Raw genomic sequence first — 14,789 nt, forward strand, 5'->3', positions numbered from 1 at the left:
GCTGCCAGGAATGGGACTGAAAATGTGGGTTTGGAAATCATGACAATAAAGAACGTAATTTGTGACATTGATGGCGTGCTGTTGCACGACAATACCGCAGTACCCGGCGCCGACCGTTTTCTGGCGCGAATTCAGGAACAGGGAATGCCGTTAGTGATCCTTACTAACTACCCTTCCCAGACAGCGCAAGATCTGGCAAACCGCTTTAGCGCAGCCGGTCTTGAAGTGCCTGAAAGTGCATTTTTCACCTCCGCGATGGCCACCGCCGATTTCCTGAAACGTCAGGAAGGCAAAAAAGCTTATGTCGTCGGTGAAGGCGCGCTAATCCATGAACTGTATAAAGCCGGTTTTACCATTACCGATATCAATCCTGACTTCGTGATTGTTGGCGAAACCCGTTCTTATAACTGGGACATGATCCATAAAGCCGCGTATTTCGTGGCTAACGGCGCACGGTTTATCGCAACCAATCCGGATAATCACGGACACGGTTTTGTGCCAGCCTGTGGCGCGTTGTGCGCACCTATCGAAAAAATTACCGGACGCCAGCCGTTTTACGTCGGCAAGCCGAGCCCGTGGATCATCCGCTCGGCGCTCAATAAAATGCAGGCACATTCCGAAGAAACGGTCATTGTCGGTGACAATCTGCGCACCGACATTCTGGCGGGCTTCCAGGCAGGTCTGGAAACCATTCTGGTGCTGACCGGCGTTTCCACACTCAATGATATTGAGGGAATGCCATTCCGCCCAACGTGGATTTATCCTTCCGTTGCCGATATCGACGTCATTTAACGGCCACAGATAAGTCTTTGAAAACGAGCCCGGATTTGATTCCCGGCTCGTTTTTTTTCGTCTTGCCGCCTGATTTTTATCCACTTTTCCCGTTTTTTGAATCCTCCTCAATTTTTGGCCATTAAATTAACAATCCGCTAATGAAATCGCTATAAAACTGATGATTCATCAAAGATCACCTGCCCTTAACCAACTATTTATCAGAAGAGCGTTAAACCACTTGCACAACATGGGGGTTTTGACGCATTTTCATAGTCAGCAACGCAACAACCGCCGGTTAAAACTGCAAAAACGGCAACGTTGATCCTCATTCATAAACATAAAAATGACAGCCAGAGAAACGTCGTTAGGGAGAAAGCAATATGTGTTCAATTTTCGGTGTGCTCGATATCAAAACTGACTCCGTCGAGCTGCGCAAAAAAGCGCTGGAACTGTCGCGCCTGATGCGTCACCGCGGACCAGACTGGTCCGGCGTGTTTGCCAGCGATAAAGCGATTCTGTCGCACGAGCGTCTGTCCATCGTTGACGTAAATAACGGCGCACAGCCTCTGTACAACGCAGCACACACACACGTTCTGGCTGTTAACGGCGAAATCTACAACCACCAGGCTCTGCGTGCAGAACTGGGCGATAAATATGAATTCCAGACCGCGTCTGACTGCGAAGTTATTCTGGCGCTGTATCAGGAAAAAGGCCCTGCCTTCCTCGATGAACTGCAAGGCATGTTCGCCTTTATTCTGTATGACACAGAAAAAGACGCGTACCTGATTGGCCGTGACCATCTGGGTATCATCCCGCTGTATATGGGTTACGACGAACACGGCAACATGTATGTCGCTTCAGAAATGAAAGCACTGGTGCCGGTTTGCCGCACCATCAAAGAATTCCCGGCAGGCAGCTATCTGTGGAGCCAGGACGGTGAAATTCGCGAATACTACCAGCGCGACTGGTTTGACTTCGAAAACGTCAAAGACAACGTCACTGATGCTGCAGCGCTGAAAGATGCGCTGGAAGAATCGGTGAAAAGTCACCTGATGTCTGACGTGCCTTACGGCGTGCTGCTGTCAGGTGGTCTGGATTCTTCCGTGATTTCCGCGATCACCAAGAAATTTGCCGGTCGTCGTATCGAAGATAAAGATCAGAGCGAAGCCTGGTGGCCACAGCTGCACTCCTTTGCGGTCGGTCTGCAAGGTTCTCCGGATCTGCGGGCAGCTCAGGAAGTGGCAAACCATTTAGGCACAGTGCACCATGAAATTCATTTCACCGTGCAGGAAGGTCTGGATGCTATCCGCGATGTTATCTATCACATCGAAACGTACGACGTGACGACCATCCGTGCCTCCACGCCGATGTATCTGATGTCGCGTAAAATCAAAGCGATGGGTATCAAGATGGTGTTGTCTGGCGAAGGCGCTGACGAAGTGTTGGGCGGCTACTTGTATTTCCATAAAGCGCCGAACGCCAAAGAATTCCACGAAGAAACCGTGCGTAAATTGCTGGCCCTGCATATGTATGACTGTGCACGTGCCAACAAAGCCATGTCAGCATGGGGTGTGGAAGCCCGCGTACCGTTCCTGGACAAAAAATTCCTCGACGTTGCGATGCGTATCAACCCTAAAGACAAGATGTGCGGCAACGGCAAGATGGAAAAACATATCCTGCGTGAATGTTTCGAGTCTTATCTACCACACAGCGTAGCATGGCGTCAGAAGGAACAATTCTCTGATGGCGTAGGCTACAGCTGGATCGATACCTTAAAAGAAGTGGCCTCTCAGCAGATCACTGATCAACAGCTCGAAACTGCGCATTTCCGTTTCCCGTACAATACGCCGACGTCAAAAGAAGGCTACCTGTACCGCACTATTTTTGAAGAATTATTCCCGGTTCCAAGCGCGGCTGAATGCGTGCCTGGTGGCCCTTCAGTAGCCTGTTCATCTGCGAAAGCAATTGAGTGGGATGAAGCGTTCAAAAACATGGACGATCCTTCCGGCCGTGCTGTTGGCGTGCATCAGTCCGCTTACAAATAATCGGTTTCCCGGTAAATCTCCTTCTTACAAACGGGCCTCTTCAGGCCCGTTTTTTTATGAGTAAAGCCAGTAAAAATAATGTCTTTTGCCCAATTAATCACCAGAGTGGTTATAAGCCAGACAAATGGACGCCATCAGGGCTTTTTCTCCAAAAAAGGTGTTGACGCAAAACGGTCATATACGCATAATGCGCCCCGCAACGCCGATGAAGGTAGCGCGAAAAAAGATGGCTACGTAGCTCAGTTGGTTAGAGCACATCACTCATAATGATGGGGTCACAGGTTCGAATCCCGTCGTAGCCACCATCTTTTTTGCGGGAGTGGCGAAATTGGTAGACGCACTAGATTTAGGTTCTAGCGCCGCAAGGTGTGCGAGTTCAAGTCTCGCCTCCCGCACCATTTCCAGACATCGGTAGCACAGTTGGGGTATCGCCAAGCGGTAAGGCACTGGTTTTTGATACCAGCATTCCCAGGTTCGAATCCTGGTACCCCAGCCATTTTCTTATCTTTCACATTGCTTTAATGATGTGTTTGTGAGGAAAATCCAGTTTGAAGAAGTTGTACTGTTGGGGTATCGCCAAGCGGTAAGGCACTGGTTTTTGATACCAGCATACCCTGGTTCGAATCCAGGTACCCCAGCCATACTTCTTTCTGTATAATTGGTAAGCACTTGAAATTTATTATTAAGTTAGTTAAATTAGTGCTTGAAATTTTGAAGTAAGTCAGTAAAATTTGGCTACGTAGCTCAGCTGGTTAGAGCACATCACTCATAATGATGGGGTCACAGGTTCAAATCCCGTCGTAGCCACCATTTTACTTGCAGTACACTACTCAAAAGGTAGTGAGAAACAAAATTGGGGTGTCGCCAAGCGGTAAGGCTCTGGTTTCTGATACCAGCATACCCAGGTTCGAATCCTGGCACCCCAGCCACATTAGAAAGGCCTGCTTTTTAGCAGGCCTTTTGCTTTTCTGCGTTTAAAACATCATGCAAAAAATAAAGGCCGGCGAAGGTGTTTCCCCGCCAGCCTTAACGTCGTTAAATCCCTAACGCATATTTCAGTGCTTTGGTTTTCAGTGCGCCGGCACGCTGTGCGGTCATCAGCGCCAGATTTCGCAACGCTTTCACTGGTGCCAGATCATTACTGAAGGCGGTATAGAACAAATCCATGCCGCTTTGCATCAGCAAATTATCCAGACGACGCTGCCCCTGATAGCGCAACAACACTTTCTCACTGCTCCACGCCTCATCGTGATCCCGCGCTTTCTCCAGCACTGATAACAGAGCTTCCACGTCACGATATCCCAGATTCACACCCTGCCCTGCCAGCGGATTGATGGTATGCGCAGCGTCACCCACCAGCACCAGTCCCGGTAAGACATAACGCTGAGCGTGGCGGCGAACCAGCGGAAATGCTCCTGCTGATAACGCTTTGACCGTGCCCAGTCGTGCCGGAAAAGCCTGCATTATCTCTGTTGTGAGCTGCTGCATATTCAGCGTTTTCAGGTAACGGATACGTTGCGGGCTGTCATACCAGACCAGCGAGGCCTGATGACCGAAGAGCGGCAGAAATGCCCGCGGGCCGGAAGGGAAAAATTGCTGCCAGGTGACGTCCTGATCCGGCGTTTCGGTTTCAACGTTAATCAGCATGCAGTGCTGGCGGTACTCCCAGCCATCCACGCCAATACCGGCCAGCTGCCGTACCAGTGAATTAGCCCCGTCGGCGGCAATCACCAGTTTCGTGCGCAACAAATCCCCCGTGGTCAGCTGAAGCGACCAGGTTTTATCATCGTGCTGCAAAAGATGGCGTAACTTTGCCGGACAAAAACGCGTCAGATTTGTGAGAGCTTCGAACTGTTGCCAAAGCGCTAACTGCAACACGCGGTTTTCGACCATGAATCCCAGCTCTGGCAATCCGAGAGATTGCGCGTCAAATTTCACTTCAGAACCGTCCACTTCCCAGGTTTCCAGGCGGCGATACGGTACTGAGCGCATTTTCTCAACGGCTCCCCATGCGCCCAGTTTCTGTAAAAAACGGGCGGAAGCACAGCCAATGGCGGAAATACGCAAATCAGCCGGTGCTGACGGGTCAAATCCGGCAGGCGCTTCATTCTCTATCAGTGCGACCTGCAGCCCCTGTTTTGCCAGTCCCAGCGCCGCGGCTGCGCCGACCATGCCGCCGCCGACAATTACTGCATCAAATGTCTTCTCAGAATTATTCATTTTATTCCGGCTTTCTGTTCAGTTCATTATGCGAAGTGTACCGGATTTTTGTGTCAGCATCAGGACCTAAGCTGCTTTCCTGCACTGGTCAGCACCGGAGTGAGGGTTTACAATAGCCCCCCTGAACTATGCTATGCATTGCGGCATTGCCGATCTCACGTTCCCCGTATTGAGTACTGACACGCTGATGACTAAAAAACTGCACATAAAAACCTGGGGCTGCCAGATGAATGAATATGATTCATCCAAGATGGCTGACCTTCTCGACAGCACCCATGGTTACCAGCTGACGGATAACGCTGAAGAAGCAGATATCCTGCTGCTAAACACCTGCTCAATCAGGGAAAAAGCGCAGGAGAAAGTGTTCAGCCTGCTCGGACACTGGAAATTACTGAAGAAGAAAAATCCGGATATCATTATCGGCGTCGGTGGCTGCGTAGCCTCGCAGGAAGGCGAAATGCTGCGTAAACGCGCGCCTTGTGTTGATATCGTCTTCGGCCCGCAAACCCTGCACCGCTTGCCGGAAATGGTGAACCACGTGCGTGGCACGAAAAGCCCGGTCGTGGATATCAGTTTCCCGGAAATCGAAAAATTTGACCGTCTGCCGGAACCGCGCGCAGACGGTCCGACCGCTTTTGTTTCCATCATGGAAGGCTGCAACAAATATTGCAGCTTCTGCGTTGTGCCTTATACCCGCGGCGAAGAAGTCAGCCGCCCGTGCGATGACGTGCTGTTTGAAGTCGCCCAACTGGCCGCGCAAGGTGTGCGTGAAGTCAATTTGCTGGGCCAGAACGTCAATGCGTATCGCGGCGATTCATTTGACGGCGGTATCTGCACCTTTGCTGAGTTACTGCGTCTGGTGGCGGCAATTGACGGCATCGACCGTATCCGTTTCACCACCAGTCATCCGGTCGAATTTACCGATGACATCATCGATGTATACAAAGATACACCGGAAGTGGTGAGCTTCCTGCATCTGCCGATTCAGAGTGGTTCAGACCGCATTCTGACCATGATGAAACGCCCTCATACGGTGCTGGAATACAAATCGACGATTCGTAAGTTGCGCGCAGCGCGCCCTGATATTCATTTCAGTTCAGATTTCATTATTGGCTTCCCTGGCGAAACCAATGAAGATTTTGAACGCACGATGGATTTGATCGCGCAGGTGAATTATGACGTCAGCTTTAGCTTCATCTATTCTCCGCGCCCGGGCACACCGGCGGCAGACATGGTGGATGATGTCAGTATGGACGAGAAGAAACAGCGTCTGGCGCTGTTGCAGGACAGAATTACGCAGCAGGTCATGCGTTTCAGCCGCGCCACGCTGGGCACCGTACAGCGCATTCTGGTGGAAGGCACGTCCCGCAAGGACATTATGGAACTGACCGGGCGTACCGAATGTAACCGTGTGGTCAACTTTGAAGGCACGCCGGATATGATTGGTAAATTCGTGGATGTCGAAATTGTCGATGTTTATGCCAACTCGCTGCGCGGTGTGGTTGTCCGCACCGAAGAACAGATGGCGCTGCGCCTACATGAATCTCCGCAATCGGTCATCGAACGTACCCGTAAAGAAAATGAATTGGGCGTTGGAATGTTTCAGCCCTGAACCATACTAATGATGCATGACCTGATATCAACAGGGCGCTACGGCGTCCTGTTTCTTTTGAGATTTTCGCTAATACCTTCATCATCAGGGTTTAATTTTCCATCAAAGGCCGCATATCCGGATGAAGGTCCCTGCAACTGCTGCCACGGCGCAGCATATTTTGCCAAGGGCATGTATTATTAAGTCAGGTATGGTTGAAGGCTGACAGCAGTAATCAGCCAGGTGTTTCATAAAACGTACCCGAAATAATTCGAGTTGCGTAAAGGCGGCAAATTCGGAAATTACGATGATCTTATCTCAGTAAGTGATTCTGGTGAATGAATGCAGCCACCTCATCTGCGGCTTGAAGTATGAAGGGTAAACAGGTCCGAAGTGACCCAAAGGATTCGTTTGAACGTTGTAACACAAGAAATTTTACTGGAGCCCGAAGACAACCAGCGTTTGCTGAGCCTGTGCGGGCCGTTTGATGACAATATCAAACAACTGGAACGCCGGTTGGGCGTTGAAATTAACCGTCGTGATAACGCGTTTAAATTAGTCGGAAAGAGTCTGCCTGTTGCGGCAGCCGCCGACATCCTGCGTGATTTATATGTCGACACTGCGCCGCTGCGCGGTGAGATCCAGGATATCGATCCTGAGAAAATCCATCTGGCGATTAAAGAAAGCCGGGTGCTCGAACAGACAGCTGAAAGCGTGCCGGATTTCGGTAAAGCGGTCATTATCAAAACTAAGCGCGGGATGGTGAAGCCACGTACGCCAAATCAGGCGCAGTACATCGCTAATATCCTCGACCACGACATCACCTTCGGCATTGGTCCGGCAGGGACAGGTAAAACCTATCTGGCCGTGGCTGCTGCGGTGGACGCGCTGGAGCGTCAGGAAGTGCGTCGTATTCTGCTGACGCGCCCTGCTGTTGAAGCCGGTGAAAAGCTGGGCTTCCTGCCGGGTGATCTGAGCCAGAAAGTCGACCCGTATCTGCGCCCGCTGTATGACGCATTGTTCGAAATGCTTGGGTTTGAAAAAGTTGAAAAACTGATTGAACGCAACGTCATTGAAGTCGCCCCGCTGGCTTATATGCGTGGCCGTACGCTGAACGACGCCTTTATTATTCTCGATGAAAGCCAGAACACCTCTATCGAACAGATGAAGATGTTCCTGACCCGTATTGGTTTTAACTCCAAAGCGGTGATCACCGGTGACGTCACGCAAATCGACTTACCGCGTCATCAGAAATCAGGACTTCGTCATGCAATTGAAGTGCTGTCTTCCGTTGAAGAACTCAGCTTCAACTTCTTCCACAGTGAAGACGTAGTACGTCATCCGGTGGTAGCGCGCATTGTTGTCGCGTACGAAGCCTGGGAAGAAGAAGATCAAAAACGTCGTGATGCGATTGCCGCAGAGCGTAAGCAAGAACACCAGAACAGCTCAACACAACAGGCCGGTCAATGAATACGGTAATTCTCGATTTACAAATTGCCTGTGAAGAACCCGCAGGTTTACCGTCAGAAAGTGACTTTCAAAAATGGCTTGAAGCCGTTCTTCCACAGTTTCAGGAAGAATCGGAAGTGACCATCCGTCTGGTCGATATCCCCGAAAGTCATGAACTGAATATGACGTATCGGGGCATGGATAAACCCACCAACGTGTTATCCTTCCCGTTCGAAGCACCTCCTGGTATGGAGATGCCGCTTCTTGGCGACCTGATTATTTGTCGTCAGGTCGTTGAGAAAGAAGCGAAAGAGCAGGATAAAGAACTTCTGGCTCACTGGGCGCATATGATTATTCACGGTAGTTTGCATTTGCTGGGCTATGACCATATCGTTGACGAAGAAGCCGAAGAAATGGAATCAATAGAAACTGAAATCATGCAGGGTTTGGGTTATCCGGATCCGTATATTTCAGAGAAAGAAGACCACTGAATTTATCAGTAAACTCGCGCAGCGCCTGCCCGTTGAAGGTTTATCATCCGCAGGCGTTTCGCATAATTTTCACTAACTACGAGTAAAAAAAACCAAACGCCATGAGCGATGACCATTCACAAAATAGTGACAGCCCCAGTCCCAAGAAGGGCTTCTTTTCCCTTATCCTTAGCCAGCTTTTTCACGGTGAACCTAAAAACCGTGGCGATCTGGTTGAGCTGATCCGTGATTCAGAACAAAACGATCTGATCGACCCCGATACCCGTGACATGCTGGAAGGCGTGATGGATATCGCCGAGCAGCGCGTCCGGGACATCATGATCCCACGTTCGCAGATGATCACGCTAAAACGCAATCAGCCGCTGGAAGAGTGCCTCGATGTCATCATCGAATCCGCACACTCACGCTTCCCGGTGATCAGCGAAGATAAGGATCACATTGAAGGCATCCTGATGGCCAAAGACTTGTTGCCGTTTATGCGCACAGAGTCCGAGCCATTCAGCATCGACAAGGTGCTGAGAACCGCTGTCGTTGTTCCTGAAAGCAAACGCGTAGACCGCATGCTGAAAGAATTCCGCTCCCAGCGTTACCACATGGCGATTGTTGTTGATGAATTCGGCGGCGTCTCCGGTCTGGTAACCATCGAAGATATTCTCGAACTGATCGTCGGCGAAATCGATGATGAGTACGACGAAGCGGAAGACCTGGATATCCGCCAGCTCAGCCGCCATACGTATACCGTCCGCGCCCTCGCGCCGATTGAAGATTTCAATGAAGTGTTCCAGACCCACTACAGCGACGATGAAGTCGATACCATTGGTGGTCTGGTCATGCAGTCATTTGGCCATTTACCGGCACGTGGCGAAAGTATTGAAATTGACGGTTACCTGTTCAAGGTTGCGATGGCCGACAGCCGCCGTATCATTCAGGTTCACGTAAAAATACCGGACGACGCGCCGCAACCGATACTGGAAGAATAATTCTCCATGGCTATTGCCTCTTTATATCAACGCCAGCGGGTTCGCGCCCTGCTGGCGCTCTTTTTCGGTGCCTGTGGCACGCTGTCATTTTCCCCTTATGACTTCTGGCCTGCGGCGATTATTTCGCTGTGCGGTCTGCTGACATTAACGCTCGATCGCCGTCCGGCTCAGGCCGCGCTGATTGGCTTCTTCTGGGGAATGGGCCTGTTTGGCAGCGGCGTAAACTGGGTGTATGTCAGCATCGCTACCTTTGGCGGCATGCCGGAGGCGATTAATCTTTTCCTGGTGGTTTTGCTGGCGGCCTATTTGTCGCTGTACACGATGCTATTTGCCGGATTGTTCAGCAAACTGTGGCCAAAAACCACGTGGTGGAAACTGGCACTTGGCGCGCCTGCCTTGTGGCAGATTACTGAATTCCTGCGCGGCTGGGTGCTGACCGGTTTCCCGTGGTTGCAGTTCGGCTACAGCCAGATCGACGGCCCGCTGAAAGGCCTTGCCCCCATCACCGGCGTCGACGGCATCACGATTTTGCTCACATCCCTGAGCGGACTGATTGTGTACGCCGTGCATCAGCGCCGCATCACGCCGGGGATCATTGCTGTCGCTATGCTGCTGCTGCCGTGGCCGCTGCGTTATATCCACTGGTATCAGGAACAGACCGATAAAACAGTCGATGTGGCACTGGTTCAGGGCAATATTCCGCAGTCGATGAAGTGGGATCCGAAGGCACTTGAAAGTGCGTTACAGACCTATCTGGATCTCAGCCGTCCGTACGTCGGCAAATCCAGCATGATCATCTGGCCGGAATCGGCGATTTCAGATATTGAATCCGATCAGCAAGGTTTCCTGAGCATGGTAGATAATATTTACCGTTCACAGGGCACCCAGTTGATCACCGGCATTATTGATGCACGCCGCAACGAAGAAGGTATGAAGGTGTATAACAGCGCCATCGTGCTCGGCGGGGAAAAGCCGTATCACTATCCCGACGAAAACCGCTTCAACAAGCACCATCTGGTGCCGTTCGGTGAGTTCGTGCCGCTTGAAACACTCCTTCGCCCTCTGGCACCGTTCTTTGATTTGCCGATGTCAGGGCTGACCAGCGGTGATTACGTGCAGAAACCGCTGGTGGTGAGCGGCCTGAATCTGACCACAGCAATATGTTATGAAGTGGTTTTCGGTGAACAGGTGCGTGATAACCTGCAACCGGACACTAACTTCCTGCTGACGATTTCCAATGACGCCTGGTTCGGGCATTCAATCGGCCCGTGGCAGCATTTCCAGATGGCACGCATGCGTTCACTCGAACTCGGTCGTCCGTTGTTGCGCAGTACCAACAACGGCATTACCGCCGTGGTGAATGCGCAAGGCGATGTGACTCACGAAATCCCGCAATTCACCCGTCAGGTGCTGAACGTGAAAGTCACGCCGACAACCGGCATGACGCCATATGCCCGCGCGGGCTGGTGGCCTGTCTGGTTTGCCACGCTGGTGATGGCATGCGCCGCCTTATGGCTTGGCCGCCGTAAATCCTGAGTAACCGCATTTCGCAGTTGAAACAGGCACCTCCGGGTGCCTGTTCTTTTATGTTGCACCCTTTTCTGCCCTGCTCGTCCCCTTCCCTTTTACCTGCTGCCGATTGTTGAGACTGCCGCATTTAGCGCTGCCGGAATCACCGCCAATGAAGTTAAATCGGGCTAACTGGCATGACTCTTGCTACATCTGATTGAAAGATATCTGTTTAGTGATTTTTTGCGACGGGATGCATCATTTTGATACAAACAGGCTGATCCTCATGCACTTTTTCAGTGCACAGCCATTTGATTGCTTCGAATTGGTGCGCGTCTCGTCTCAAAAAAGAAACAATATGGTTTCATAATATTCACATTCAGCTATTTTCTAGCTTCATATGACGAGGCATTAGTACTTTCTGATCCCTGAGTTTGGATCCCTAATGACAGCAAGGAGTTGGACATGCAATTGCGCAAATTGGCATTATCAGTACTGTTGGCAAGCGTTACCGTAAGCAGCTTTGCTCACGCAGAAGAACTGACCGGTACCCTGAAAAAAATTAAAGACAACGGCGTTATCGTTGTGGGTCACCGCGAATCCTCAGTGCCCTTCTCTTATTACAATAATGAACAAAAAGTCGTGGGTTACTCACAGGACTACTCTGACGCTATCGTCGATGCCGTGAAGAAAAAACTCGACCTGCCAAAGCTGCAAGTCAAGATGATGCCGATCACTTCCCAGAACCGTATCCCGCTGTTGCAAAATGGCACCTACGATTTTGAGTGCGGTTCGACCACCAACAACCTGGAACGTCAGCAACAGGCCGCGTTCTCTGACACCATCTTCGTGATTGGTACCCGCCTGCTGGTGAAAAAAGGCTCCGACATCAAAGATTTTGCTGATCTGAAAGGCAAAACTGTGGTGGTGACTTCCGGTACTACCTCAGAAGTGCTGCTCAATAAGCTGAACGAAGAGAAGAAACTGGATCTGCGCATCATCAGCGCGAAGGACCACGGTGACTCCTTCCGTACGCTGGAAACTGGCCGTGCCGTTGCCTTTATGATGGACGATGCCCTGCTGGCCGGTGAACGCGCCAAAGCCAAAAAACCTGATAACTGGGAAATCATCGGCACGCCGCAGTCCAAAGAAGCTTATGGCTGCATGATGCGTAAAGACGATGCTGAGTTCAAAAAACTGGTTGATGACACCATCGTGAAAGCGCAGACCTCCGGTGAAGCCACTAAATGGTTTGAAACCTGGTTCAAAAAACCTATTCCTCCGAAAAACCTGAACATGAACTTTGAACTGTCAGACGACATGAAAGCTCTGTTCAAAGCGCCAAACGATAAAGCGCTGTAAGAAATACCAGACAGACAGGTATAACCAAGAGAAGAGTGAAAAGTGACTAAAATATAAGGCTGGCCCACCAGCCTGTGATGATAAAGATGCGGGGTGGTCGTTCCCCACTCCGCATTTCTTCCCATTCACTTTAGGCGGATTACGTCATCACTCAGAGGGTAATTCATTACCCGTTTTACGGAGTTTTTATGTCAATAGATTGGAACTGGGGCATTTTTCTGCAACAAGCCCCCTTCGGCAATACCACTTATCTGGGCTGGATTTGGAATGGATTTCAGGTCACTGTCGCACTGTCAATTTGCGCATGGATCATCGCCTTCTTCGTCGGCTCTCTGTTCGGTATTTTACGTACCGTTCCCAACCGCATCCTCTCAGGCATTGGCACGTGTTACGTTGAGTTATTCCGTAACGTCCCATTGATCGTGCAGTTCTTCATCTGGTATCTGGTGGTCCCTGAATTACTGCCGGAAAATATCGGCATGTGGTTTAAATCAGAACTGGCCCCGGACGTGCAGTTCTTCACCTCATCTGTGATTTGTCTCGGTTTGTTCACCGCTGCCCGCGTGTGCGAGCAGGTGCGTGCTGCGATCCAGTCACTGCCAAGCGGTCAGCGCAATGCGGGACTGGCGATGGGTCTTACCCTGACGCAAACCTATCGCTATGTGCTTTTGCCGAATGCTTATCGCGTGATTGTGCCGCCGATGACCTCTGAAATGGTCAACCTGGTTAAAAACTCCGCCATCGCCTCGACCATTGGTCTGGTTGATATGGCGGCACAGGCCGGTAAATTGCTGGATTACTCCGCACATGCCTATGAGTCGTTCACCGCGATTACCCTGGCTTATGTTCTGATTAATGCCGTCATCATGCTGCTGATGCACTTTGTAGAACGGAAAGTCCGCCTGCCGGGCAACATGGGAGGTAAATAAGCATGCATGAATTTGACTGGAGTTCTATTGGCCCCGGCCTGCCCTATCTGTGGCAAGGCATGGTCATTACGCTGAAGATTACGTCGCTGGCGATTGTGGTCGGTATTTTGTGGGGCACATTACTGGCGGTGATGCGTTTATCGACGTTCAAACCGGTCAGCTGGTTTGCTTCAGCCTACGTCAATTTGTTCCGCGCCGTTCCGCTGGTGATGGTGCTGTTGTGGTTCTATCTGATTGTGCCGGGCTTTTTACAGAAAGTGCTCGGACTTTCACCGAAAACCGATATCCGCCTGATTTCAGCCATGGTGGCATTTGCACTATTTGAAGCGGCCTACTATTCCGAGATCATCCGTGCAGGGATTATCAGTATTGCACGCGGTCAGTCTTCTGCTGCACTGGCGCTGGGTATGACGCAGTGGCAGTCGATGAAGCTGGTGATTTTGCCGCAGGCTTTCCGCGCCATGGTGCCCCTGCTGCTGACGCAGGCGATTGTGTTATTCCAGGATACCTCGCTGGTGTACGTTCTCGGCCTCGCGGACTTCTTCCGCAGTGCATCCAACATTGGCGACCGTGACGGTACGCTGGTTGAGATGGTGCTGTTTGCAGGACTTATTTACTTTGTTATCAGCCTTTGTGCTTCCTTGCTGGTGCGTTATTTGAAGAAAAGGACCGTTTCATGATTTCACTGAAGAATGTTTCTAAATGGTACGGGCACTTTCAGGTGCTTACCGATTGCAGCACCGAAGTTAAAAAAGGTGAAGTTGTGGTGGTTTGCGGGCCTTCCGGCTCAGGTAAATCGACGCTGATCAAAACCGTTAACGGTCTGGAGCCGGTTCAGAAAGGCGAGATACTGGTTAACGGCACGCCGGTGAATGACAAGAAAACCAATCTGGCGCAATTGCGTGCCAAAGTGGGCATGGTGTTCCAGCATTTCGAATTGTTCCCGCACCTTTCTATCATCGACAACCTGACGCTGGCACAGGTCAAAGTATTAAAACGCGATAAAGCCGAAGCGAAAGATAAAGGCCTGAAATTACTGGATCGCGTGGGTTTATCTGCACACGCCAATAAGTTCCCGGGTCAGCTTTCCGGTGGTCAGCAGCAGCGTGTCGCGATTGCCCGTGCGTTATGTATGGATCCTATCGCCATGTTATTTGACGAACCGACTTCTGCGCTTGATCCGGAAATGATCAACGAAGTGCTGGACGTTATGGTTGAGCTGGCAAACGAAGGCATGACAATGATGGTGGTGACACACGAAATGGGCTTCGCCCGTAAAGTGGCTAACCGCGTGATTTTCATGGATGAAGGTAAAATTGTGGAAGATCGTAATAAAGACGATTTCTTCAATAATCCGGAATCAGACCGTGCGCGGGACTTCCTGGCGAAAATCCTGCACTGATCAGAATAAAACCTGCCCCGCAGAGTCGGGGCAGGTT

At 50.8% G+C, this 14,789-nt stretch carries 12 protein-coding genes and 6 tRNA genes; 17 read left to right on the plus strand and 1 reads right to left on the minus strand.

The features are described from left to right. Nucleotides 1-39: 39 nt before the first annotated feature. The 8 genes from J1778_RS16465 (at nucleotide 40) to J1778_RS16500 (ending at nucleotide 3,748) form a co-directional block, all read left to right on the plus strand. On the plus strand, nucleotides 40-792 hold the full coding sequence (locus J1778_RS16465; protein WP_152326452.1) for an HAD-IIA family hydrolase: 753 nt from the start codon (nucleotides 40-42) through the stop codon (nucleotides 790-792). 362 nt (nucleotides 793-1,154) lie between these two features. After that, nucleotides 1,155-2,819 carry an asparagine synthase B gene (gene asnB, locus J1778_RS16470; protein WP_217174093.1) on the plus strand — a complete coding sequence of 555 codons (1,665 nt, stop codon included), beginning with the start codon at nucleotides 1,155-1,157 and terminating at the stop codon, nucleotides 2,817-2,819. A gap of 228 nt (nucleotides 2,820-3,047) precedes the next feature. Beyond that, nucleotides 3,048-3,124: transfer RNA gene (locus J1778_RS16475), tRNA-Met, on the plus strand. An 8-nt stretch (nucleotides 3,125-3,132) separates the two neighbouring features. Continuing rightward, nucleotides 3,133-3,217, plus strand: a tRNA-Leu gene (locus J1778_RS16480). A 23-nt stretch (nucleotides 3,218-3,240) separates the two neighbouring features. Further along, nucleotides 3,241-3,315: transfer RNA gene (locus tag J1778_RS16485), tRNA-Gln, on the plus strand. A 70-nt stretch (nucleotides 3,316-3,385) separates the two neighbouring features. Further along, nucleotides 3,386-3,460 (plus strand) — tRNA-Gln (locus tag J1778_RS16490). A 92-nt stretch (nucleotides 3,461-3,552) separates the two neighbouring features. After that, nucleotides 3,553-3,629: transfer RNA gene (locus tag J1778_RS16495), tRNA-Met, on the plus strand. 44 nt (nucleotides 3,630-3,673) lie between these two features. Further along, nucleotides 3,674-3,748 (plus strand) — tRNA-Gln (locus J1778_RS16500). A 106-nt stretch (nucleotides 3,749-3,854) separates the two neighbouring features. On the opposite strand, the gene ubiF is transcribed toward J1778_RS16500, so the two are convergent. Then, on the minus strand, nucleotides 3,855-5,039 hold the full coding sequence (gene ubiF / locus J1778_RS16505) for a 3-demethoxyubiquinol 3-hydroxylase (RefSeq protein WP_217174094.1): 1,185 nt from the start codon (nucleotides 5,037-5,039) through the stop codon (nucleotides 3,855-3,857). Between the two features lie 187 nt (nucleotides 5,040-5,226). On the opposite strand from ubiF, the gene miaB reads away from it, so the two are divergent. From miaB to J1778_RS16550, 9 genes are all read left to right on the plus strand, one after another. Further along, nucleotides 5,227-6,651 carry a tRNA (N6-isopentenyl adenosine(37)-C2)-methylthiotransferase MiaB gene (miaB, locus tag J1778_RS16510; protein ID WP_217174095.1) on the plus strand — a complete coding sequence of 475 codons (1,425 nt, stop codon included), beginning with the start codon at nucleotides 5,227-5,229 and terminating at the stop codon, nucleotides 6,649-6,651. Between the two features lie 372 nt (nucleotides 6,652-7,023). Continuing rightward, nucleotides 7,024-8,100 carry a PhoH family protein gene (locus tag J1778_RS16515; RefSeq protein ID WP_217174096.1) on the plus strand — a complete coding sequence of 359 codons (1,077 nt, stop codon included), beginning with the start codon at nucleotides 7,024-7,026 and terminating at the stop codon, nucleotides 8,098-8,100. Further along, on the plus strand, nucleotides 8,097-8,570 hold the full coding sequence (ybeY, locus tag J1778_RS16520) for an rRNA maturation RNase YbeY (protein WP_217174097.1): 474 nt from the start codon (nucleotides 8,097-8,099) through the stop codon (nucleotides 8,568-8,570). The genes J1778_RS16515 and ybeY overlap by 4 nt, the downstream gene beginning before the upstream one ends. A 101-nt stretch (nucleotides 8,571-8,671) precedes the next feature. Beyond that, nucleotides 8,672-9,550 carry a CNNM family magnesium/cobalt transport protein CorC gene (gene corC, locus J1778_RS16525; RefSeq protein ID WP_015698153.1) on the plus strand — a complete coding sequence of 293 codons (879 nt, stop codon included), beginning with the start codon at nucleotides 8,672-8,674 and terminating at the stop codon, nucleotides 9,548-9,550. Nucleotides 9,551-9,556: 6 nt separating this feature from the next. Continuing rightward, entirely contained in the window at nucleotides 9,557-11,086 is a 1,530-nt protein-coding gene (gene lnt, locus J1778_RS16530; RefSeq protein WP_217174098.1) for an apolipoprotein N-acyltransferase, read from the plus strand. A 438-nt stretch (nucleotides 11,087-11,524) separates the two neighbouring features. Next, entirely contained in the window at nucleotides 11,525-12,421 is an 897-nt protein-coding gene (locus tag J1778_RS16535) for an amino acid ABC transporter substrate-binding protein (protein ID WP_217174099.1), read from the plus strand. Between the two features lie 188 nt (nucleotides 12,422-12,609). Next, nucleotides 12,610-13,350: an amino acid ABC transporter permease gene (locus J1778_RS16540; RefSeq protein ID WP_217174100.1), complete on the plus strand. Its 741-nt coding sequence runs from the start codon at nucleotides 12,610-12,612 to the stop codon at nucleotides 13,348-13,350. Between the two features lie 2 nt (nucleotides 13,351-13,352). Beyond that, nucleotides 13,353-14,030: a glutamate/aspartate ABC transporter permease GltK gene (gene gltK, locus J1778_RS16545; RefSeq protein WP_217174101.1), complete on the plus strand. Its 678-nt coding sequence runs from the start codon at nucleotides 13,353-13,355 to the stop codon at nucleotides 14,028-14,030. Further along, nucleotides 14,027-14,752, plus strand: a complete 726-nt coding sequence (locus tag J1778_RS16550; RefSeq protein ID WP_217174102.1) for an amino acid ABC transporter ATP-binding protein — start codon at nucleotides 14,027-14,029, stop codon at nucleotides 14,750-14,752. The genes gltK and J1778_RS16550 overlap by 4 nt, the downstream gene beginning before the upstream one ends. Nucleotides 14,753-14,789 lie beyond the last annotated feature (37 nt).

This window comes from Rahnella bonaserana, from assembly GCF_019049675.1.
Taxonomy (GTDB): domain Bacteria; phylum Pseudomonadota; class Gammaproteobacteria; order Enterobacterales; family Enterobacteriaceae; genus Rahnella; species Rahnella bonaserana.

Coding starts and splice junctions, on each gene's coding strand:
- miaB (WP_217174095.1), top strand. CDS start 5,227: ATGACTAAAAAACTGCACATAAAAACCTGGGGCTGCCAGATGAATGAA.
- J1778_RS16540 (WP_217174100.1), top strand. CDS start 12,610: ATGTCAATAGATTGGAACTGGGGCATTTTTCTGCAACAAGCCCCCTTC.
- J1778_RS16535 (WP_217174099.1), top strand. CDS start 11,525: ATGCAATTGCGCAAATTGGCATTATCAGTACTGTTGGCAAGCGTTACC.
- ybeY (WP_217174097.1), top strand. CDS start 8,097: ATGAATACGGTAATTCTCGATTTACAAATTGCCTGTGAAGAACCCGCA.
- ubiF (WP_217174094.1), bottom strand. CDS start 5,039: ATGAATAATTCTGAGAAGACATTTGATGCAGTAATTGTCGGCGGCGGC.
- asnB (WP_217174093.1), top strand. CDS start 1,155: ATGTGTTCAATTTTCGGTGTGCTCGATATCAAAACTGACTCCGTCGAG.
- corC (WP_015698153.1), top strand. CDS start 8,672: ATGAGCGATGACCATTCACAAAATAGTGACAGCCCCAGTCCCAAGAAG.
- gltK (WP_217174101.1), top strand. CDS start 13,353: ATGCATGAATTTGACTGGAGTTCTATTGGCCCCGGCCTGCCCTATCTG.
- J1778_RS16550 (WP_217174102.1), top strand. CDS start 14,027: ATGATTTCACTGAAGAATGTTTCTAAATGGTACGGGCACTTTCAGGTG.
- lnt (WP_217174098.1), top strand. CDS start 9,557: ATGGCTATTGCCTCTTTATATCAACGCCAGCGGGTTCGCGCCCTGCTG.
- J1778_RS16465 (WP_152326452.1), top strand. CDS start 40: ATGACAATAAAGAACGTAATTTGTGACATTGATGGCGTGCTGTTGCAC.